This is a genomic window from Pseudomonas putida (assembly GCF_050989985.1).
In the GTDB taxonomy this organism is placed as follows: domain Bacteria; phylum Pseudomonadota; class Gammaproteobacteria; order Pseudomonadales; family Pseudomonadaceae; genus Aquipseudomonas; species Aquipseudomonas putida_AI.
Genome location: NZ_CP158815.1, coordinates 2,325,008 through 2,346,891 on the forward strand (window position 1 = coordinate 2,325,008; position 21,884 = coordinate 2,346,891).

General features: G+C 63.9%; 9 protein-coding genes. 2 read left to right on the forward strand and 7 right to left on the reverse strand.

Annotation, left to right across the window (positions count from 1 at the left end):
* Window positions 1-1,689: a choline dehydrogenase gene (betA, locus tag ABTV29_RS10820; RefSeq protein WP_433770053.1), complete on the forward strand. Its 1,689-nt coding sequence runs from the start codon at window positions 1-3 to the stop codon at window positions 1,687-1,689.
* Between the two features lie 835 nt (window positions 1,690-2,524).
* Window positions 2,525-2,983, forward strand: a complete 459-nt coding sequence (locus ABTV29_RS10825; protein WP_433770054.1) for a GNAT family N-acetyltransferase — start codon at window positions 2,525-2,527, stop codon at window positions 2,981-2,983.
* 46 nt (window positions 2,984-3,029) lie between these two features.
* On the opposite strand, the gene ABTV29_RS10830 is transcribed toward ABTV29_RS10825, so the two are convergent.
* The 7 genes from ABTV29_RS10830 to ABTV29_RS10860 form a co-directional block, all read right to left on the reverse strand.
* Entirely contained in the window at window positions 3,030-4,682 is a 1,653-nt protein-coding gene (locus tag ABTV29_RS10830; RefSeq protein ID WP_433770055.1) for an arylsulfatase, read from the reverse strand.
* 375 nt (window positions 4,683-5,057) lie between these two features.
* Window positions 5,058-7,154, reverse strand: a complete 2,097-nt coding sequence (locus tag ABTV29_RS10835; RefSeq protein WP_433770056.1) for an HlyD family efflux transporter periplasmic adaptor subunit — start codon at window positions 7,152-7,154, stop codon at window positions 5,058-5,060.
* Window positions 7,154-8,500 (reverse strand): efflux RND transporter periplasmic adaptor subunit, encoded by a 1,347-nt coding sequence (locus ABTV29_RS10840; RefSeq protein ID WP_433770057.1) that lies wholly within the window; start codon window positions 8,498-8,500, stop codon window positions 7,154-7,156. Before ABTV29_RS10840 ends, ABTV29_RS10835 begins: the two co-directional genes overlap by 1 nt.
* Window positions 8,497-9,222 carry an efflux RND transporter periplasmic adaptor subunit gene (locus tag ABTV29_RS10845; RefSeq protein ID WP_433771827.1) on the reverse strand — a complete coding sequence of 242 codons (726 nt, stop codon included), beginning with the start codon at window positions 9,220-9,222 and terminating at the stop codon, window positions 8,497-8,499. Before ABTV29_RS10845 ends, ABTV29_RS10840 begins: the two co-directional genes overlap by 4 nt.
* Before the next feature lie 19 nt (window positions 9,223-9,241).
* Window positions 9,242-10,753, reverse strand: a complete 1,512-nt coding sequence (locus ABTV29_RS10850; protein ID WP_433770058.1) for a TolC family protein — start codon at window positions 10,751-10,753, stop codon at window positions 9,242-9,244.
* Between the two features lie 53 nt (window positions 10,754-10,806).
* Window positions 10,807-12,768 carry a VCBS domain-containing protein gene (locus ABTV29_RS10855; RefSeq protein WP_433770059.1) on the reverse strand — a complete coding sequence of 654 codons (1,962 nt, stop codon included), beginning with the start codon at window positions 12,766-12,768 and terminating at the stop codon, window positions 10,807-10,809.
* A gap of 6 nt (window positions 12,769-12,774) precedes the next feature.
* Window positions 12,775-21,882 (reverse strand): VCBS domain-containing protein, encoded by a 9,108-nt coding sequence (locus ABTV29_RS10860; RefSeq protein ID WP_433771829.1) that lies wholly within the window; start codon window positions 21,880-21,882, stop codon window positions 12,775-12,777.
* Window positions 21,883-21,884 lie beyond the last annotated feature (2 nt).

Below are 21,884 nucleotides of genomic sequence, written 5' to 3' on the forward strand. Positions count from 1 at the left end.
ATGGCTACGCAAAAATACGACTACATCATCATTGGCGCAGGCTCGGCAGGTTGTGTGTTGGCCAACCGCCTGAGCGAAGATCCGGCGACTTCTGTACTGGTGCTGGAATTCGGCGGCAGCGACAAGAGCGTGGTGATCCAGATGCCCAGTGCGTTCTCGATCCCGATGAACACCAAGAAGTACAACTGGCGCTACGAAACCGAGCCGGAACCCTTCCTCGACGGCCGTCGCATTCACTGCCCACGGGGCAAGGTGCTGGGTGGTTCGTCGTCGATCAATGGCCTGGTGTACATCCGTGGCCACGCCTATGACTTCGACGAATGGGAATCCCTCGGCGCCCAGGGCTGGGGCTACAAGAACTGCCTGCCGTACTTCAAACGCGCCGAGAGTTACGAGGACGGCGGCGACAGCTACCGCGGGCAGAGCGGGCCGCTGCACACCACCAACGGCAATCACATGAAAAACCCGTTGTATGGGGCATGGGTCGAAGCCGGCGCCGAGGCGGGCTACATCAAGACCGATGACTGCAACGGTTTCATGCAGGAAGGTTTCGGCGCGATGCACATGACCGTGAAAAACGGCGTGCGTTGCTCCACCGCCAATGCCTACCTGCGCCCGGCCATGGGGCGGCCGAACCTGACCGTGATCACCCACGCGATGACCCGGCAGATCATCCTCGAAGGCAAGCGTGCGGTAGGGGTCATGTATGACCACGATGGCCAGACCCACCAGGTGTATTGCAACCGTGAAGTGCTGATCTCGTCCGGCCCGATCGGTTCGCCGCACCTGCTGCAACGCTCAGGCATCGGCCCGGCCGAAGTCCTGCGCAAGGCCGGGGTCGAGGTGCGTCACGACCTGCCGGGCGTCGGGGAGAACCTGCAGGATCATGCCGAGGTGTACATCCAGTTCGGCTGCAAGGAGCCAGTGACCCTCAACAGCAAAATGGACCCGCTGAGCAAGTTGATGATCGGTTTGCGCTGGCTGCTGTTCAAGGACGGGCTGGGCGCCACCAACCACTTCGAGGCCGGCGGTTTCATCCGCTCCGACAAGGGCCTGCGCTGGCCGGACATCCAGTTCCACTTCCTGCCCGCCGCCATGCGCTACGACGGCAACAAACCGATCAAGGGCCATGGCTTCATGGTGCTCACCGGGCCGAACAAACCGAAAAGCCGCGGATACGTGCGGGTGCGTTCCGCCGATCCGTACGAGCATCCGGAAATCCGCTTCAACTACCTGCAACGCGAAGAAGACCGCGAAGGTTTCCGCCGCTGCATCCGCCTGACCCGCGAGATCATCGGCCAGAAAGCGATGGACCGCTTCCGCGACGGCGAAATCGCCCCCGGACCGCTGGTACAGACCGATGAGCAAATCGACGCCTTCGTCCGGGAAAACCTCGAAAGCACCTACCACCCTTGCGGCTCGTGCCGCATGGGCGAAGACGACATGGCGGTGGTGGATTCCGAATTGCGGGTGCATGGCATTGCGGGGCTGCGGGTGATCGATTCCTCGGTATTCCCGACCGAGCCGAACGGCAACCTCAATGCCCCGACCATCATGCTGGCCGAACGGGCTTCGGACCTGGTACGCGGCAAGAAAATGCTGCCGGCAGCGGAGGTGCCGGTGGGGCTGGTGGAGAACTGGGAGAACAGTCAGCGCTCGTCGTTGCCGGGGCGCAATGTGCGGGTTTGACTTGATTTCGCGGGCATCCCCAATCCCCTGTGGGAGCGGGCTTGCCCGCGAAGGCGGCCTTTAAGCCAACCTGATTTCGCGGACACCCCAATCCCTTGTGGGAGCGAGCCTGCTCGCGATGGCTTCGTGTCAGGCGATGAATTTTTTGATGGTGTACATATCCATTGCTGCGGTAACGGCTACTTATGGTTTCGCCCTTACGGCGAGTCCCTTTTTCAAACGCCAAAAAGGAACCAAAAGGCTTTGCCCCAGCGTCCGGCCCCTCGCCGGGGCTCGGGGTTCCTTCGCTCCGGCATTCATCCGGGGGCATCGCCTCCGGTTTGCTTCGCTGCACCTCCTCTCGATGTGTGCGGCTTCGCCGCACGGCGCTACGCGCCTGCCCCCCGGATGAACGCCTCCGCTCAGCCTCCCGAAGGGGCGGGTGGATCAAGATCAAAAGCTTGCAGGCGAGCTAACGCTCGTCTGATGGTTGGCGCGGTTCTCTGTAGGAACTGCCGCAGGCTGCGATCTTTTGATCTTGCTTCTGAAAATCAAAAGATCGCAGCCTCGTTGCACTCGACAGCTCCTACAGGTCCGCAAGTGGACGCATACCTGTGGGAGCTGGCTTGCCAGCGATGGCGGCCTGACAGCCGACCTGATTTCACGGATGTACCCAATCCCTTGTAGGAGCGAGCCTGCTCGCGATGGTCGTCAACGATAACGCTGGCAGCCTGACACCCCGCGGTGTTCTGTCGTCCATCGCGAGCAGGCACGCTCCTACAGGTGATCACGGTCGGGAAAAGTGTTGTATCCATTGCTAGGCTGTAAGTCCCTGAGCCCCCAATGGATTACCCTCATGCCCATCCAGGCCCTGCGCGCCGACGCTTCCCACATCGACACCATCGCCCCGTTGTTCGACGCCTATCGCGGCTTCTACGGCCAAGCGCCAAACCTGCCGCAATCCCGCGCCTTTATTGCCGAGCGCATTTCCCGTGACGAGTCGGTGATTTTCCTTGCCGTGGACGACAGCGGTGAAGCCCTGGGTTTCGTGCAGATGTTCCCGACCTTTTCCTCCATCGATGCGCACCGCACCTGGCTGCTGGGCGATCTGTTCACTACGCCCGCGGCCCGTGGCAAAGGGGTCGGGACGCTGCTGCTGAACACCGCCCGCGATTTTGCGCGGTTGATGGGCGCCAAGGGCATGACCCTGGAAACCGCCACCGATAATCACAGTGCACAGCGTCTGTATGAGTCCCTTGGCTGGGTGCGCGATGCGGGTTACTACACCTATTGCCTGGATTTGAAACAGGGCTGACTGCGACTCGAAAAGTGGCAGCCCCGGCGGGGCCGCCACCCAAGGGCTAGTTAGGGATCGGGATGTTCACGCCTTCCTTCTGCAGGTCTTCGCGTACCGACTGGAATTTCTGGTACTTGGAAATTTCAACCGGGCCGTCGTAGGTCATGCTCTGCATTTTGCGAGGCGGGTATTTGATGTAGGTCTTCATGAGTTTGTCGATGGACTGGCTGATCGGAACCATGGTCCAGGTTCGTTCGGTGACGTTGCTCATGAAAATGTCATAACGCTCCTGCGGGTCCTGATACAGGTCGAAGACCTGCGGTACCGTCGCCACGTATTTTGCGGCGCCTTTCCAGCCCAGGTTGGTGTCTACGGCCAGGCCGCCGGTCGGGGCGCCATCGTCGCCACGCAGGTTGAACACGGCTTTGTAGTTGCCCACACGGGCAGCCCCCGGGGACAGTTCGTTTTCGGTGAAGTAGAACCACTCTTTGCGTGGGTCGGGGCCGGTGCCCTTCAACACCGGGGTCATGTCATAGCTGTCGAAGATGATCGGCTGACCTTCGCGATCTTTCTCCGGCAGTTTGATCCCGGCTACCGAGGCGAATGTCGCCATCAGGTCCAGGCCACCGATGATGTCGTGGTTTTTGGCGTTCGCCTTGATCTGGCCGGGCCAGACCATGATCGCCGGCACCCGGTTGCCGCCTTCGCGCACCGTGCCCTTGGTGCCCCGGAACGGCGTGTAGCCGGCATCCGGATAGACGTCCTGCCAGGCGCCGTTATCGGTGGTGTAAACCACCAGGGTGTTCTTATCCAGCCCGAGCGCTTTCAGCTTGTCCATGATGTGCCCGATACGGGTGTCGAGCTCGACGATCGAGTCGGCGTACTTGCTCTTGGAGATCGACTTGTGGACGAACTCCGGAGCGGGCAGGTTGGGTTGGTGCACTTTCATGAAGTTGACGTTGATAAAGAACGGCTTGTCGGATTTGGCCGCCGTGTCGAGGAACTCCAGTGCCGCTTTCTCGACATAGCTGTCGAAGAACGGAATCCCGACCACACCCGGCTTGCCATCCACCACTGGCGTATCCACGTATTGCCCATTGATCTTGAATTCCTCGACCGCTTTTTCCCCCGCCTTGCCGGACAACGCGCCTTTGGTCACTTGGGCGAACATGGCGCGGGTTTCCGGGTCCATGTCCGGGAACCAGGTGGGATCGGCGTAGGTGTAGGCATTGAGGTGATAAAGGCCGGCGTATTTCATGACGTCGTAGCCTTGCGCATTGGGCAGGGCGTAATCGGCTTCGCCCAAGTGCCATTTGCCGGTGAAATACGTCTCGTACCCCCCCGTCTTGAGCACCGAGGCCAACGTCCATTCAGCCGCCGGCAAGCCGCCGCCCTGACCCTGGAAGGCCACCGTGGTCATGCCGCTGCGGTTGGGGATGCGTCCGGTTTGCATGGCGACCCGGCCCGGGGTGCAGCTGGGCTGGGCGTAGAAGGAGAAAAAGGTGGTGCCATCGGCCGCCAGCTGGTCGATGCTGGGTGTCGGCATGCCGCGACCGACACCGCCACCATAGGGACCCAGGTCACCGTAGCCGGTGTCATCGGAGACGATGAACAGGATGTTGGGTTTTTCTGTCTGTGCTGCCTGAGCTATGCCGTTGAGTGCCATGATCAATGAACACGCAACGTAAAACCTGATGCGGTGCGAGTGCCTATTCATACCCGGTTTCCTCTTGAAAATTGCTGCCAGACCACTCATCGGGAGGCAAAACAATCAGGATCCTGGTGTGTGATCACCCAAGCATGCGTCTGGATAGTTCGAGGAAGGTTTCTAACGGCAGAATGGAAATCTTGTTCGCTATTCAAGGCGGCGGTGGAAGATTAGTTCGACAAACTGTGCGGCGCGTTGCCGTACGCCGCGTAATTGGCATCGTTCGTCGATTTTCTGGCGTAAACACTACTGTGGGAGCGAGCTTGCTCGCGATAGCGGTGTGTCAGTCGACATCAATGTCGAATGTGCCGCCGTCATCGCGAGCAGGCTCGCTCCCACAGGTTTGTCACCTTCAATCATCGGTATTGGCCTTACAGGCGATTTTCAGAACCCGCTTTCGCGCATCAGCACCGCGAGAAAGTGGGTCGTCACATCCGCCAGCACACTGCGTCGTTCACCTTCGATTTTCAGATGGCCACGGGTTTCGCGCAGGCTCGGCAACGGCTCGTCGAGCTGGATCAGCACCTGGAACAGTGCCGCGCTCGGCACCAGCTCATGCTCCTGTGAGGTGGTCGGCACCGGGCCGCCAAAGCGCGACGACAGCATGCGGTGGGACAACTGGCTGGCGCGGGTGCTACCGATCACCAATACCTTGCCGCCCAGCGGCGTGGTCTGGCCATCGGGATAGAAACGCACCCGGCCGCCGGTGACCAGGCGATGCACCTGGTCCTGGGCGACGTAGGCGTCGACCTGCCAGCTGCGCGGGTCGATCAGGATCCCCAAGGCGTCCTGGCGGCCGATCCACTGGCCGCTTTTCCAGTCCGGGTTGACGTCCAGCCACAGGCCGGCGAACGGGGTTTGCAGGTTGAGCCGGGCGATTTCCGAGCGGGCGGCCCGGGCTTCCTCGAATTGCACGTTCAGGCGCTGGCGGGTGACGGCGTCTTCGGCCAGGCCGCCGGGGTCGGCGAGCAGGCCGGACAGGCGCGCTTCATAGCTGCGGGCATTGGCTTCGCTGCTGTGCAGGCGCGAGGCGATGTCCGGCTCGTCGAGCACCACCAGCACTTCGCCGGCCTTGACCGGGCCTTCGCCATGGATCGATTGCAGCCGCGCCGGGTAGGGCGCGTAGACCCGCAACTGGTGTTCGGCGCGGGCCACGCCGACGGCGTCGATCTGGATGCGCCAGGGCAGGGCGAGGCCGATCAGGATCAGGCCCAGCACCGAATAGAACAGCACCTTGCGCAAGCGTGGAATGCCCGCGCGATGGCTCCACCAGTGGCCCAATTCGCGCACCACCGGCATGGCGATAAACCAGGACAGTTCGACCATGAACAGAATGATCCCGAGCAATTTGAAGAAGAACAGGTAGACCGCCAGGGCGATCCCCAGAAACAGCACCAGCCGATAGAACCAGGTGATGATGGCGAAAGTCACCAGCAGCCGGCGCTGGCCGGTGGGGAATACCTCCGGCCAGTCTTCCTGCAACCCCAGCAGGTTGCGCCGCAGGGTGACCCTGGCGAGGGCCGAGGCGCGTTCGTGCAAGTTGGGAAAGTCCAGCAGGTCGGACAGGATGAAATACCCGTCGAAGCGCATGAACGGGCTGGCGTTCAGGGCCAGGGACAACAGCCAACTGGTGGTCGCCAGGTACAGCAGGGCATTGCGCAATGCGCCCGGATCACACAGCGCCCAACCCAGGGTCGAAAGCCCGGCCAGGGACAACTCGGTGACGATCCCCGCCGAGGCGATGGCCAGCCGCTGGCGCGAGCGGCTGAGCTTCCAGCTTTCGCCGGTGTCGGTGTAGAGCATCGGCCACAGCACCACGAAGGCGATGCCCATGTGCCCGACGCGCAACCCAAGGCGCGTCGCCACCAGCGCGTGCCCCAGTTCATGCAGGGTTTTGGCGACGATCAGCGCCAGGGCAAAACTGAACAGGCCCTCGGTGGAGAACGACTCGACCACCGCGTTGGTGAAGCTGTCCCACTGTTGCAGGACCAGAATCACCCCCAGCACGCTCAGGCTCACCACCAGCATCGCCGTCAGTGGGTGGAACAGCCAGCGCAAGGCGTGCGCCAAATGCTGCAACGGTTGCTGGGGTCGCAGCAGCGGAATGCGAAAAAACAGATAGTGGTGCAGCCACCAGCGCCAGCTCAGCCAGCTGCCTTCCTCACCCTTGGCCTGCAAGCGCGCCAGGGCCGCGGGCTCGGCGCGTAGCAGCTGGTGTTGTTCGAGAAACTGGCGGAAGTCGAGGATTTGCTCGACGTCGGGCTTGAGCGCGGTGCCTTCGGCGATCTGCTCGCTGATCTGCCGGGGTGACTGGCCCCAGCGCAGCAGGCATTCGAATTCCAGCCAGCCGATGCGGTAGAAACGGTTGATCACCGTATCCTGGATCACCCACGCCGGCTCGCCGCTGCTGCCATGGGCGGCTTCGCTCAGGCGCAGGTCTTCGCGCAGCGGGGGCAGGGGAATGTCGGCGGGATCGAGCATTACCAGCCACTCCAGGCGCGCAACGTCGCCAGCGGCCGGCGCAGCAGGTAATAACCGAGCATCACCCGGCCGCCATAGAGTTTGGCGGTGCCGTGCAGGCCCAGGCGCGCGTGTTCCGGAGTGCCGTCGATGCTCGCCAGCAGCCGATAGGCGACCACGCCTTCATCGCTGGGGCGTGCCTGATAACTGGTCTCGAGGATCTGGCCCTTGAGCGGGGTCAGGGGATACGCGGTGAGGAACAGCGTGACCTCGGCGCCGGGTTCAAGGGCGATGGCGTCCGCGACCGCGAGCTGAATCAGCATCGCCGGCTGGCTCGGGTCGGCCACCTGCATGATCCGTTCGCCAGTCACCACCGGTTTGCCCAGCCAGTCGTTGGGGTCGCTGAACACCGCGACGCCGGCGCGCGGCGAGAGCACCTGGGTGCGCTTGAGTTGCGCCTGCACCGCCGCCAGCTCGGCCCGGCGCTGCTGCGCACGACCTTCGAGCAGGGTCAGCTCGCCCTTGCTCTGCGGGTTGTCGAACGCCCGCTGGCTGGCGGCCTGCAATTCGGCATCGGCCACCGCCACTTCCTTGCCAAGCACTTCGGCGCGGCTGCGCAGGGTGGTTTCGTCCAGGGAAAACAGCGGCGTGCCGGCGTCTACCGGTTGATTGGGACGGACCTGGATGTGTTCGATCACCCCGTCGATGGGCGAGCTGATGATCTGCGCCTGACGGGAGACGATTTCCGTCGGCGCCAGGGCCGTTTGGCGCACCGGCAGCAACAGCAAGGCACCGAGCAGCAGCAGGCCGAACAAGGTCTGTTTGCGGTTGGGCCACCAGCGGCCGAAACGTCGACGCTTGGTCAGCGCGGTCCAGCAATAGGCCCAGGTGTTTATCGGGCCGGCAAGGACCTGACGCAGCAGGGCCGGCGGTTCCTGTTCGAGCAGCAGCAACAGCAGGCCCAGGCGATGCTGCTCGCGATCCTGCACCGGCACGCACCACAGGCCCGTCGGCCACCATTCGCTCCAGCCTTCGGCGATGTCGGCGGGCGGGCTGGTGTTGTCCTGGGTCAGCCAGACCGGTTCGCCGTCCGGTATCTGGCTGGCAATCCAGCGGCTGGCACGCCCTAGCCAGACTAAATAGGGCGAGTCTTCGCTGGGCCGCGACAGCCCGGAGACACACAGCAGCTCCAGGGCATTGTCCCGTTGGGCGAAGACCAGCGCCTGATGGAATGGCAGCAGCGGATAAAGATCGTTGGCCATGCTGAAGGCCAGGGCGTTCAGGGTGTCGGCGGCGATGGCCTTGTCACGCAAGGCATCGAGCTCCAGCAGCAGGTGCGGGTGTGGCAGGGGTTCATTCATGGTCATGGCTGGGCCGTTTCTTGCGAGAACCGCGCCGTGCCGCTCATGCCGGCCATCAAGTCAGGAAACTTCTCGTCGAGCCGGGCTTCCAGTTCGACGGTCTGCGCCACCGCGTCGACCCGCGAGTTGATCACCGTGACATGGGCCGCATAGGTTTTTCCCGTCTCATAAATGCTCACCTGCAACGGCATGCCCTTCTTGAGGGTCTTGAGCAGGTTCGACGGCACGTTCAGGCGCACCTTCAACGCCCCGTCGCTGACCAGATCGAACAGCGGCGTCCCGGCGCTGACAGTCTGGTACGGCTTGACGTAGACCTTGGCCACGGTCCCGGAAAACGGCGCCAGCACCTGGCAGTAACCGCTCTGGGCCACGCCCATGGCGCGGGCGCCTTCGGCTTTTTGCACTTCGGTGTTGGCCATCGACACTTCGATATCACCCACGGCATTGAGCTGGCGCAGCTGCTTTTTCGCGTCGAGGTTTTGCTTGGCCATCGCCAGTTCGGCCACTGCGACCTTGCTGCGGGCTTCGGCTTCGTTGCAGTTGAACCGCGCCAACAGTTCGGACTTGGCCACGTGTTCACCGAAGGTGGCCTTGAGCTCCCCGAGCGTGCCGTTCATCTGGCTGGAAAGGGTGGTCTCCAGTTCGGCGGCGAGCAGCACGCGGATCGTCGAAGCGCTGTCCGTCGCCGGGTCCTGGGCCTGCGCGCCGAAGGTGGCGGCAGTCAGCATGAGCAACAGCCATCGCGAATCACGGGCGGGTCTGAACATTCGGCATTCCTTGCTGGGTGACGAGCAGGCGTTGCTGCTCCTGTTTGTTCAGGGTGTTCTGGATTTCCCGGGCCAGGGTCTTGATGTCGTGTTTGTCGATTTCGTTGGGTAGCACATCCAGCCCCACCGAGTTGTACAGCCGGCCCCAGGCCGCCTGGGCGCTGGAGAATGCCGCCTCGCGCTGGTAACGCGAGAGCAGGTAGCGACCTTCGGCGCGGATCACTTCCAGTTCGGAGCCGAGGGCGCCGGTCTTGGCCGCCTGGGCGTAATCGAGCAGGCTGCGATCGACCCGCAGGCTTTCTTCGGTGAACTCCACCTCTTGGCGAGCGAGTTGGTAACGCAAGGTGCCGACCCGTACCTGGGTCAGGATCGCCATCGACAGCGCCACGCGCCGGGTGTCATCGGTTTCGTTCTGGGATTTTTCCGCGGCGTTGAGCGACGGCAGTTGCAACAGGCGCAGCAGGTTCATCGAGACTTGCAGGCCGGTGGCGTTCCAGTCGTTGTTGTAGAGGAACTTGTTGGAGTCGTAGCGATAGCCATAGTCAAAGCTCACGTTCGGCCACAACTGCGCCTTGGCGATGTCCAGGTCCTTCTGGTTCACGCGTTTGCGGTACCACTCTTCCATGATCTCCGGGCGGTTTTCCATGGACAGTTGTTCAAGCTGCGCGATGTTCTGGTGCAGTTCCGGCAACGGCGGCTCGGCGGTGTCGGCGAGGACCATTTTCGCGCCCGGTGGCAACGACATCAGTGCCGCCAGTTCTGCCTGGGCGAACTCCAGGTCCTGGCGACGCACCGTCAGCAGGTAGATGGAGTCGAGCAGGGCGCGTTGGTAGGCGAGGATTTCCTGGCGCGGCAGCAGGCCCCGGGTTTCCGCGTCGCGGGCCGAGGTCAGGGCGGTCTGGGTGCGGGCCAGCAGTTTGTCGACTTCCGGCATCAGGCGCTGGGCACCGAGGGCTCGCCAATACGCGTTGCGCACGTCCTGCAGGACGTTCTGCGCGACTTTGCGCCGGCGTTCCTCGGCCATCAGGATCTGATCGGACTTCTGCTGGGTGCGGTAATAGGCCACGCCGAAATCCAGCAGGCTCCAGCTCAGGCCCAGACCGTAGAGTTCGCGATAGCGTTCTTCCGAGGTCGATGCGCGCAAGCTGACTTGCCGGTCTTCAATGCCGATGGAGGTGCCGCCGGAGTCGTTGTTGCGTCCGGCGTACCCGGCCGACGCCACCAGGCGCGGCAGCATCTCGTGGCTCGACACGTCGCGCAGGTCCGAGGCCAGGGCGCTTTCCATGAGCTTGAGGCGATAGTCCAGGTTGTACTTGAGCGCCCGCGCCGCCGCCTCGTAAAAGGTGATGGGCGCGGTGACGGCTTCCTGGCCGGAGTACATGCGTGACTGATCGGCGAGGATGCGTTGACGGTTTTCCTCCTCGGTGGAGGGCTTGGGGTCCAGCGAAGAGCAGGCGCTGAGCAACAGCGTCGAGACGAGGGCAGTACTCATCAGCCTGGATGCGGTTTTTGGCATATTCAATCCTTTGTGTTCACCGTTACTTTTCAATTTGTCGGGTTTCGCGGTTCTCGATTGACCGGGTACAGACGGTTCGCAGCACTTCGCAACTGGGCACTGAAGCCCCTGGCCTGGCGCGGCTCGGCCGGTTTTTCGGCCTGGGCCGGGCCCTGGGTCATGTGGGCGCTGTCGATGGTAAACAGCGACGGATCGCTCAACAGGCCATCGGCGCTCAGGCTGGTGCGGCCCTGGCGCCCGAGGATCCACGCCAGGTCCAGATCGCTCTCCAGGCGACTTTCGCGCACGGCCTGTGCCACGAATTGCCCCGGCACCAGGCCCAGCCCGGCGCCCGTCGATTCATTGGTGAACTCGCCGACGCTGGCAATGCGCAAGTTCGAGCCACCCGCGTTCCAGGTCGAGACTTCCAGCAACCGCGCTTCTCGCTCCACCACCGGGGTGATGAAGATCGCCGGGGTCGGATCCGGCAGGCGCAAGCTGCCATTGCGGTCGTTGCGATTGTTCGGGTCGTTGTCGAAGAAGTCGTCCTGCGGCGCCGGGATGAACGGCGTGGCGATGTCCAGGTTGATCAGCAGTTCGGCCTGGTCGCTGGCGCCATTGATGTCGTTGATGGTGTAGGTGAACACGTCCTGCAGCACCTGGCCCAGCCCGGCGGCGGCCAGCACCGCAGGGTTGGTCTGGTCGATGGTGTAGGTGTAGCTGCCGTCGGCATTCAGGATCAAGGTGCCGTAGAGGCCGAGGATCGGCTGGCCTATCACCCCGGCCGTGCCGGTGCCGGTTTCGCTGCCGGTGCGCACGGCGACCACTTGCAGGCCGTCGTTGGCATCCACGTCACTGTCATTGGGCAGCACGTTGCCGGTGGCCTGTGGTGCGGGGGTCTGGTCACTGGCGACGGCGCTGTCGTTCTGCGCCACCGGTGCGTCGTTGGCGCCCTGGATGACAATGGTCAGGCGCGCATCCGAGGTCGCACCAAAGGTGTCGGTCATGCGATAGGTGAAGGTCTCGCTCAGGGTGTTGGCTGCGGTGCGCAGGGCCTGCACCTGCGCATTGCTGTTGTCGATCACGTAGGTGTAGGTGCCGTCGGCATTCAGGATCAACTGGCCATAAAGCCCCACCAGCACTTGGCCGGCGCCGCTGCTCTGGCCGTTCTGGGCGCTGACGCTCAACACCTGTTTGGTTTCGCCATTGGCCACGCTGTCGACGTCGCTGTCGTTGTCCAGCACGTTGCCGGTGGCATTGGTGCCCGGCGTGCCGTTATTGACGCCGCCGGCTTCGAGGGCCGTGTTGCCATCGTCCTGGGCGATGGGTGTGTCGTTGCGACCATCGATGGTGATTTGCAGTTCGGCGCTCGCAGAGGCGCCGAAGGCATCGGTCTCTGTGTAGGTGAACACATCGATCAGGGTTTGGCCGCTGATACGCAGGGCCTGCACCGCCGGCAGGCTGTTGTCCAAGGTGTAGCGCCAGGTGCCATCGGGCAGCAGGACCAGATCGCCATATTGCCCACGCAAGGCAGTGCCGATCACACCCGTGGTGCCGGTCCCGGTCAGTGTGCCGGTGCGCACTGCCGAAATGGTCAGGGCATCGTTTTCAAGGTCGGTGTCGTTGCCGATCACATTGCCGCCGGGATCCACGCCGGGCTGGGCGTTGTTCAGGCCGCCGGCTTCCACGGCGGTGCCGCTGTCGGTATTGGCGTGCGGCGCGTCATTGCGCCCGCGGATGATGATGTGAATCTCCGCCAGGTCGCTTTGCCCACCCAGGTCGGTGACCTGATAAGTGAAGTGTTCATCGAGGAACTGCAGCGGCCCCAGCGCCTGAATGGTCGGGTTGCTGGAATCGATGATGTAGGTGTAGTTGCCGTCGGCACCGATGATCAATTGCCCGAACTGGCCGTTGATCAGCGTGCCGTTGGTGTTGTTGGTGCCCGGGTTGACCGCGTCCAGCGTACCGCCGGCGGCCTCGGTGCCGAAGCGAATGCCGCTGACGTGCAGCACATCGCCCTAGTCGACATCGGTGTCATTGGGCAGCACGTTGCGGGTCGGGTTGACGCTGTTGCCCGCGCCGTTGTCGGCCACGGCCACCGCGACATCGTTGGTGGCAACCGGCGCATCCCAGGCGCCATCGACGCGGATGGTCAGTTGCGCAATGTCGGTGGCGCCCGCGGTGTCGCGCATGCGGTAGGTGAAGGTTTCCACCAGCGAATCACCGACCTTGAGCGCCTGGACTGCCGCCAGATTGTTGTTGACCACGTAGCTGTAAGTGCCGTTGGCATTGATGGTCAGGGTGCCGTACAGACCGTTGAGGGTCTGGCTGGTAGTAACGCCGGTGAAGGTGCCGCCGGCGGCTTCGGTGCCGGTGCGAATGTCGGTGACGGTCTTGGTGTCGTTGGCATCGACGTCGGTGTCGTTGGTCAGCACATTGCCGCTGGGGTTGATCCCCGGTATGGCGTTGGCGGTGCCGCCGGCCTCGACGGCCACGGTGCTGTCGTTGACCGCCAGCGGGTTGTCGTTGGTGCCGCGAATGGTGATGGTCAGGGTCGCGGTGCTGGTGGCGCCGGCCAGGTCGCGGATCTGGTAGGTGAAGGTTTCTGTCAGTACATCGCCATTGGTGCGCAAGGCCTGGACTTGCGGGTTGCTGTTATCGAGCACGTAGCTGTAGGTGCCATCGGCACCGAGGGTCAGGGTGCCAAAGGCGCCCGCCAGACCGGAACCGATCACGCCGACGGAAGCGCCCTGACGCACGCCGATCACGCTCAGGACTTCGCCGTTGCCATCGACATCGCTGTCGTTGACCAAGACGTTGCCGCTGGGGTTGATGCCCGGCGTGGCGTTGTTCAGGCCACCGGCTTCGATGGCGGTGTTGACGTCGTTCTGCGCCACCGGGGTGTCGTTGGCGCCCTGGATGGTGATGGTCAGAGTCGCGGTATCCTGCGCGCCGCTGGCGTCGATCACGTTGTAGTTGAAGCTGTCGGCGAGGGTGTTGCCGGCGCGCAAGGCCTGGACCGCCGCCATGCTGTTGTCCAGGCGGTAGCTGTAGCTGCCGTCGGCGTTGAGGGTCAGCCAGCCGTAGGTGCCGCGCAGTTCGCTGCCGAGGGTTCCGGCGGTGCCCGCCGAGCCCTCGACACCGGTGCGTACCGAAGCCACGGCGCGGGTTTCGCCGTAGTTGTGGGCGGGCAGGTCGGCGGGAATTTCGCCGCCGTCGACGTCGGTGTCATTGGTGAGAACATTGCCGGTGGGGTCCACGCCCGGCTGGTTGTTGTTCAACCCACCAGCCTCGATGGCAGTGGCCGCGTCATCGCTGGCCACCGGGTTGTCGTTCTGGCCGCGTATCAACACGATGATTTCGGCGGTATCGATTTCCGGGGTCGGGCTGACGCCATCGCTGATGGTGTAGGTGAAGCGTTCGAGCAGCAGGTCGCTGCCGCGGCGCAGTGCCTGTACATCGGGGTTGTTGTTATCGACGGCGTAGCTGTAGGTGCCGTCGGGATTGATGGTCAGGGTGCCGTACAAACCGACCACCACCGTACCGCCCGCCACCACAGGCACCGGGGTGCCCCCGGCGCTTTCCGCGCCGGCGCGGATCAAGGTGACAGTCAACGGGTCGCCGTCCGGATCGAACGCCGAGGCGGTCACGTCGCCCACCGGATCGACCCCCGGCGTGCCGTTGTTCACGCCGCCACGTTCGGTGGCGACGGCGATGACGTTCTGTGCCACGGGCGGATCGTTGACGCCGTGCACGGTGATCACCAGTTGCGCTGTGTCGGTCAGCCCTTTGGTATCGACCACGCGATAGGTGAAGAACTCGGTCAGCGTCTGCCCGGCTTGCAGGCCCTGGACCGTGGCGTTGGTGCTGTCGACATCGTAGAAGAACGAGCCGTCGGCGCCGATGCGCAAGGTGCCGTACAGCCCGACCACCACCGTGCCGTTGGCCTGGGTGCTGCCGGCGGTGACACCGGCCAACACGTCATTGACCGGGTCAAAGGTGGCCTCGCTCTTGTTGATCACGCCATTGACTTGCAACTGCTCACTGGGCTGGTCAGCCGCGTCGACGTCCGTATCGATACCGTTGTCGACGGTACCCGGACGGCTCGGGAACAGGATGACGTTGCCGGTCGGGTTGCTTTCGGTGGCGTTGCCATTGGTGGAGGCCGCCTGGGCGTCGGCGGCATCGTTGCTGGCCACCGGATTGTCGTTGGCGCCCTGGATGACGATGCGCAATTGCGCGACATCATTGAGGCCGCCGGCATCGGTGACCCGGTAGCTGAAGAACTCGATCAACTGGTCGCCGGCACTCAGGCGCTGCACCGTGACGTTGTTGTTATCGATCACATAGCGATAACTGCCATCGGGATTGATGGTCAGCGTCCCGTACAGTCCGGCGACGGCAGTCGGGCCCGTGACCGGCGTGATCGGGCCGGAGCCCGCTTCCGGGACCGGGCGAACGGCGGTGACGATTTTGGTTTCGCCGTTGGCCACGCTGTCCACGTCGGTGTCGTTGGTCAGCACGTTGCCCACGGCATCGCTGCCCGGCGTGCCATTGAGCACGCCGCCGGCCTCGATGGCGGTGCCGTTATCGTCGACACCGACCGGCGTGTCGTTGGCGCCCTGGATGGTCACGGTCAGCCGGGCGATGTCGGTGGCGCCGGCCAGGTCGGCCAGCACGTAGTCGAATTGATCGGTCAGGGTCTGGCCCGACAGGCGTAGCGCCTGGACCAGCGGATTGTTGTTGTCGACGATGTACTGATAGGCGCCGTTGGTGCCCACCAGCAAGCGACCGTACTGGCCGGTGATCACCGTCACGGCCTGCACCGGCGTTTGCGCACCGCCGTTATTCACCGAGGCCACGGAGAACACATGCAGCTTGTCGGCGTTGGTGGCAATGTCGACGTCTATGTCGTTGGTCAGCAGTTGGCCAGTAGGGTCGACGCCGACCACGTTGTTGTTGGTACCGCCGGCTTCCACGGCGGTGGCGACGTCATCGACGCCGATCGGTGGGTCGTTGACCGGGGCGAGGATGATTTGCAGGGTGTCGGTGTCGGTCAGCGCATCGGCGAGGGTGCCCGGTGTGCCGTCGCCATTGGCATCACCGAAATTGCCCAGGTCATTGCTGACCACGGTCAGGGTGTCGGTGCCGTTGAAATCCTGGTTACCCAGATAGCGCAGGCTGGCCAGCACGGTATTGACGTCGGCCAGGGTGCCGTTGAGGGTGACGCTGGCGGTATTGGCGCCGGTGACGGTTACCCCCGGCAGGGTCGTACCCAGGGACAAGGTGCCGTGCAGCACGCTCAAGGTCACGCTGATGTTGCGATCAGCGACATTCGGATCACGATCGACGTCGACGTCCGCAACGCTGATGCCACCGATGTTCAGCGGCACGTCTTCCAGGCCTTGCTGGGTGCCGGGCAGGGTGTTGACCGGCGCGTCGTTCTGCTCGACGTAACCGGCGTTCGCCGCTTGGGTATCGGCATCGCCCAGGCTGATGGTGATCTGCCCGAGGGTGCCTCCGTCGCTGTCGATGCGCACGCGCAAATCGCCCACCGGTTGCGGAAAACTGACCAGCCCCGGTGGTGCATCGATGCGGAATACGCCCAGTGGCAGCACGCCGAAATGGTACTGGCCGTTGGCGTCGGTCACGGTACTGAACACCAGGTTGTCGGCGGTGGTGTTGAGCAGTCCGTCGGCGCCGGCCCAGGTCAGGGTGACGGTTTGCCCGGCCAGGCCAGGGCCATCGGGAACGCTGCTGGCGGTGGCCGACGCGGTGTCGTTCCACAAGGTGCCGGTGATCACACCGAGCCCGGCGTTGTCGCGCAGGATGTACTGGTTGGGGCCGACCGTGCTGCCGGTGCGTTCGCCATCGATGGCGCCGTCGGTGCCGACACTGTTGCCGCCCCAGCTGGTGAAGTCTTCCGGCAGGCTGCTCCAGGTCAGGGTGGCGTTGCTGCTGGCGACGACGGTGGAGTTGGGCAGGGTGACCTGATAGCGCACCTGGACCTGAGCGCCGACGTCCAGTTGGTCGAAATTGACACTCACGCCACCGGTGGTGCTGAAGGTGACTCCGGCGGGCAGGTTGCCCGGCCCGAAGGTGGTGCCGTTGATGGTGACGCTGACCAGGGAGTAATTGCTGCCGCCGGCAAAGCTGTCGACGACCTGGGCGTCGAACGCCGGCAGGCCGCCGTTTTGGGTGAAACTCAGTTGCACCGTGGCCGTGCCCGTGGTGCCGGTCGGATTCGGGTCGAAGGCCACCACTTGCTTGTCCAGGCCATTGAAGCTTGGCTCGACGATTCGCTCCACAAGGGTGTTGCTGGAAGCGCGTCCCGCGCCGTTGACGATCTCCAGGGCACTGGCGCCCAGTTGGGCACCGGCGACGTTGCTCGCCTGGTTGGTGACCCGCACGTTGAATTCCAGCACTACGCCTTCGAGATCGTCATCGGTGCCATTGCCGTTGACCACGTTACCGAGGTTGAAGGTGACGGTCTGGCTGCCGTCGGCGTTGGTGACGACGGTCAGGCGACTGGGGTCGAACACGCCGTTGGGGCCAAGGCCGAGCAGGTCCGGGGTGATCGGCAGGGCTTGGGGACTGTTCTCGTTGCCGATGATATTCAGCGTGCCGCCAACGATCAGGTTGGCATCGCTGACCAGCCCGCCATCGGAAATGAATCCGATGCGCAGGGCATTGACCAGGGCGTCCGGGGAGATGAATTGCAGGCCGTTGGCCAGGGTGATCTGGATCTGATAGTTGGGGTTGTTGCCTTCCGGCACCAGCACCACCACGCGATAGCGGATCACTTCGCCGATGGTCACCGCTTCCACGGGCGCCGTGGTGGGCGCCGGCGCCGCCGTATCAGGCAAACCGCCGACCCGGGAGATCTGGATCGCCTGGGCCACCGGAACCACCAGCACTGAACTGTTGCGATAGTCGTTGAGCGTGCCGCCATTGAGCGGCCCGTCGACGCCGGTACGTTCGCCAGCCTGGGTGCCGTCGAGGCTGGTCCATTGCACCGTCGCAACGTTAGCGAAATTGGACTGCGCCGCCGCCGTGGCATTCACCACGCCCGACAGGCTCAAGACGATGCTGCCGCCCTTGGCGATGTCGATGTTGGCGCCGTTGACGGTGCGCAACTGGCCGTTGACGATTTCGAAATCGACCCCGCCGTTGTTGGTCGCGCCACCCTGATACAGCTTGCCCGTGAGGATGATGTTGTCCAGCTGGGTGGGCAGGTTGTCGAGGAAACTGATGTCGAAGGCGTTGAAGTCGCTGCCGCCCGTGCCGTTGCTCAGGGTGATGGTGAAGGTCACCGTGTCGCCCTGGTCGTAGCCACCCAGGCCCGACGTCGAGGTGAGCACCTGGGTGACGGTCAGGGTCGGTTCACGCACGGTCACGGTGGGTTGGCCGCCGGTGAGGGCGACGTTGCGGTCCACCGCCACGTTGCCGTTGGGCGTATCGCTGTCCGGATCGCTGAAGATCAGTTGCGCGTTGTTTTGCAGCGCCTTGTTGGCCTGGTTGGCGATCACGTTATTGGCTACCAGTTGCAGGCGAATCACGAAACTGTTGTTGCCGGTCTGGTTGTCGGCGGTGGCGCCGGACACGCTGAAGGTCCAGCGCGCATCGACGCCGTCGCCGCCCAGGGCACCGCCCTGGCCGGCAAAACCGCTGACCACGACGCTGCCGACAAAGTCGGCGCCCAGTGCGCCACTGCCGAGCCGGGTGGTGATGATCTGATAGCCCAGGCCACCGTTGAAGGTGGTGTCCAGGCGCATGCCCGGCGGGATCAGGTCGTCGATGCGCAGGGTTTGCGTGCTGCCTTCGGGCAGGGTGACGACGATGTCGTAGCGCATGCTTTCGCCGATCACCAGGTCGCTGCCGGTGGTGTGGGTCGCGCTGGAGTCGCCGTTGTCCAGGGTGCCGTCGGCGAACACCTTGGTGATCACTGGCGCCGCCACTTGCTGGCTGGCCAGGTCGGTCAGGTCGGTGGGGGTGAAGTCGCTGCCGCCGTTGACGCTGGCGTAGTTGGTCAGGGTCGCGGTGCTTTGCAGGCTGCGGCTGGCTTCGATGGTGGAGCTGACCACCACGTCGTAGCTGATGACCACCAGGTTGGCGCCGCTGGTGTCGGCGGCGGTGCCGCTGCGACCGGCGAGCAGGGTGGCCTGGCCACCGGCATCGAGGAAGGTGATCTGGTTGCCGGTGACGCTGTAGTCGACGCCCAGCACCAGCGCCGTGCCGTCGCCGCGATAAATCTGCAGGTTGGCGGCGGCCAGGCTGCCGCCGACGAAACTCAAGCCGGTGGGCAGGGTGATGCTGGTGTTGACGTCGAACGCGCCGCCGCCACCGGTGTTTTCGATGGCCGTGACCATGCGCAGGGTGTCGCCGCCATCGATGCCGATGATGTTGCCATCCACTGCGGCCAGGTCGGTCACGCTGCCATTGAAGGGCACGCCGGTGCTACCCGGCGGGTTCCAGCTGCCGGTGGTGTTGCTGACCGTACCGTTGCTGCCCGAAACCACTCCGTGCTTGATCGCCAGCACCGGCTCGGCGATCGAGACGATGGCCACCACGTCCGAGGAAATCAGGGTGCGGTCGGTGAGGGTGGTTTGCTGGCTCGATTGCGCCAGCACATCCAGCGAGCGCTGGTCGGCGAACGGCTGGTCGCCGACGCGCACGGTGAAGCGCACGACGATGCGGCTGCCGGTGGTATCAGCGGTCACGAAGCTGCCGAAATCGAAGATCACCGAGTTGCCGGCAGCGCTGGTCACGGTCAGCACGCCACCGGCATTGGTGTTGCCGGGGCCAATCTGCCACTGGCCGGGATCGCTGCCAGTTGCCCAGGTCACGCCCGTCACGTCGAACAACGGCAGCGGCAGATAGGCGGTGAGCTTGAACTGCTCGTAGTCGCCGGTGACCAGGTCGTAAGTGAGTTCGAAGGTGACTTCATCACCGGGGCGCAACTCACCGCTGGCCGGTGGTGTGCCGTCGTTGACCTCGACGATCTTGATGTCGACGGTGTTGGTCGGGATCACGCTGGTAGTGGTCGAACCGTCGGTTTCGCTTTGTCCGGTCAGGTTGAAAATGTCTTGCAGCAGCGTGCCATCGACCACGGCGCTGTTGCCCAGTTCGTCGCCTTCGTTGATCTCGCTGTGGGGGGCGCCCGCTGGCGGCTTGTAGGTCTGGCCGACGATGGCTGAGTAGCTCAACACCGCCAGCACCGCGCCTTGCAATTGGTCGTCGAATGCCAGGTCGCCGTTGAGCCAGCCACGAATATTAAAGAAGGCGTTGCGCAGCGATTGCGCGATGTCGAAGGCCATCGAAGTGGTGCCATCGGCATTGACGACGGTGGTGGTCACCAGGGTGATGGTCTGTGCCACACCATTAATGGTGACGGTCAGCGTCGGTGTGCCGGTGAGGGTTTGGCCGTCGCTGAGCTGGTCGCGAATGATCAACTGGCCTTCATTGAAGAAGTCCTTGCCGAAGGCGAAATAGTCGGAAATCGCCAGGTTCAGGGTGTATTGCAGCGTATCCCCGGGGGTGATGCCGGTCTGGCCGATGTCGGTCTGCAGGGTCACCTGTTTGAGCAGGGTGATGGACTTGGCGACGAAGTCGGTGGGCTGGCCGGTGCCGCTGAAGTCGATGGTGGTGTTGGGCGCCACCACGTCGCGCGGGTCCAGGGGTGTCCATTGGCCGCTGGCCGTCGGCGCGCCGAGGGTGATGGTGACGGCATCGCCGGTGACCGGATTGATGATGGCCTGGCCATTGGCGTCGACTTCCGGCACGTAGAACGCCACCTGGGTGTTGGTGGCGGCGGTCAGGGTGTCGTATTCGACGGTAAATGAACTGATGAACACGGTGTCGGAGGCAATCAGCGCGGCGATGGCCGTCGGGTCGGTGACCACGGTGCCGTCGTGCAGGGTGATCGAGGTCAGGCGCCCGCCGGCACCGGGCGTAATGGCCGTGACCTGGATGTTGTCCGGCAGTGGTTGAGTGACGATCACATGGTTCAGCGTCTGGCCCGGTGCAGGGGTTACGGTCACCGTCAGGGTGCGGCCGTAGTTCGGCCCGGTGGCGGTTTCGCCTTCAGGGGTGGTGAGGGTCTCGTCGAAGGTGATGACCGTCGGGTGTACCACGAATGCCGAGGTGCCGGCCTGGATCAGGGCCGGGTCGTCGAACGGGTTGTCCAGGGCATCGTTACCGAACTGGAAACCGCCGCTGGCACGAATCGTCAGGTCCGGGCTGCCATTGGAGAAATTGGTGTCGGCCAGATTGCTCAGGCTGGCGGTGACTTGCACCGAGATCACCGGCTGGTCGGTGGAGACACTGGCGAATGGCAACTCGATGACCACCAGTTGATCGCCCGGCTGCATGCCGAACGCGGCGGCGTTGATGGTCAGGAAGTTGCCGGTGGCGTCCTTGGCAATGGGGTGCGTGGCATTGCCCGCCGCGTCGAAAACCACCACATGGGTGACCAGGTTTTGCCCCAGATAACTGGCGGAAATGAAACTCACGCCATCGTCGCCGTCCTTGCCGCTGGTGGGCATGAACAGCGTGAGAAAGGGTGCATAGCCTTCCTGGCCGGAGGTATTGGTGAAGTTGACGGTGAAATTGAAGCGGTCGCCCAGCAGCACGTCGCTGCCGGTGGCAGGCAAGGTCACGGTAGGGGCGGCGTCGGCCAGCAGGCCCTGGAAATTGGCCATCGCGGTGCTGCTCAGGGCGATGACCTTGTCGATATCACCGACCCGGGTTTCAAGCGTCCAGTCACCGCCCGCCTTGCTGTTGCCGGTGTCGTTGTTCGAGGCGGCGACGTCGGCGCCGGTCCAGCGCGCGATTTCCGTGACCAGGGTTTTACCGGCGGCGCCCGCCCCGATGTCGCAGCCGTAAAGCTGGATGTCGGCGCCCTGGGTCAGGTTGTTGCGCCATTGTTCGAGGGTCTTGCCAAGCTGGTCGACGTTGTCGGCGGTGATGGTGCGGTTGCCCAGGGTGAATTGTCCGGACGCGCCGTGGGACAGCACCTGGATCGAGTCGACCTTGCCCAGTTGCGCCAGGGCCGCGGAAATCGCCGCCAGGCCGTCTTCGCCGACGTTGAGCACAATTGCCGTGACGTTCCCCGGAAGTTGCGCCATCA

Coding starts and splice junctions, on each gene's coding strand:
- betA (WP_433770053.1), top strand. CDS start 1: ATGGCTACGCAAAAATACGACTACATCATCATTGGCGCAGGCTCGGCA.
- ABTV29_RS10825 (WP_433770054.1), top strand. CDS start 2,525: ATGCCCATCCAGGCCCTGCGCGCCGACGCTTCCCACATCGACACCATC.
- ABTV29_RS10830 (WP_433770055.1), bottom strand. CDS start 4,682: ATGAATAGGCACTCGCACCGCATCAGGTTTTACGTTGCGTGTTCATTG.
- ABTV29_RS10835 (WP_433770056.1), bottom strand. CDS start 7,154: ATGCTCGATCCCGCCGACATTCCCCTGCCCCCGCTGCGCGAAGACCTG.
- ABTV29_RS10840 (WP_433770057.1), bottom strand. CDS start 8,500: ATGACCATGAATGAACCCCTGCCACACCCGCACCTGCTGCTGGAGCTC.
- ABTV29_RS10845 (WP_433771827.1), bottom strand. CDS start 9,222: ATGCTGACTGCCGCCACCTTCGGCGCGCAGGCCCAGGACCCGGCGACG.
- ABTV29_RS10850 (WP_433770058.1), bottom strand. CDS start 10,753: ATGAGTACTGCCCTCGTCTCGACGCTGTTGCTCAGCGCCTGCTCTTCG.
- ABTV29_RS10860 (WP_433771829.1), bottom strand. CDS start 21,882: ATGGCGCAACTTCCGGGGAACGTCACGGCAATTGTGCTCAACGTCGGC.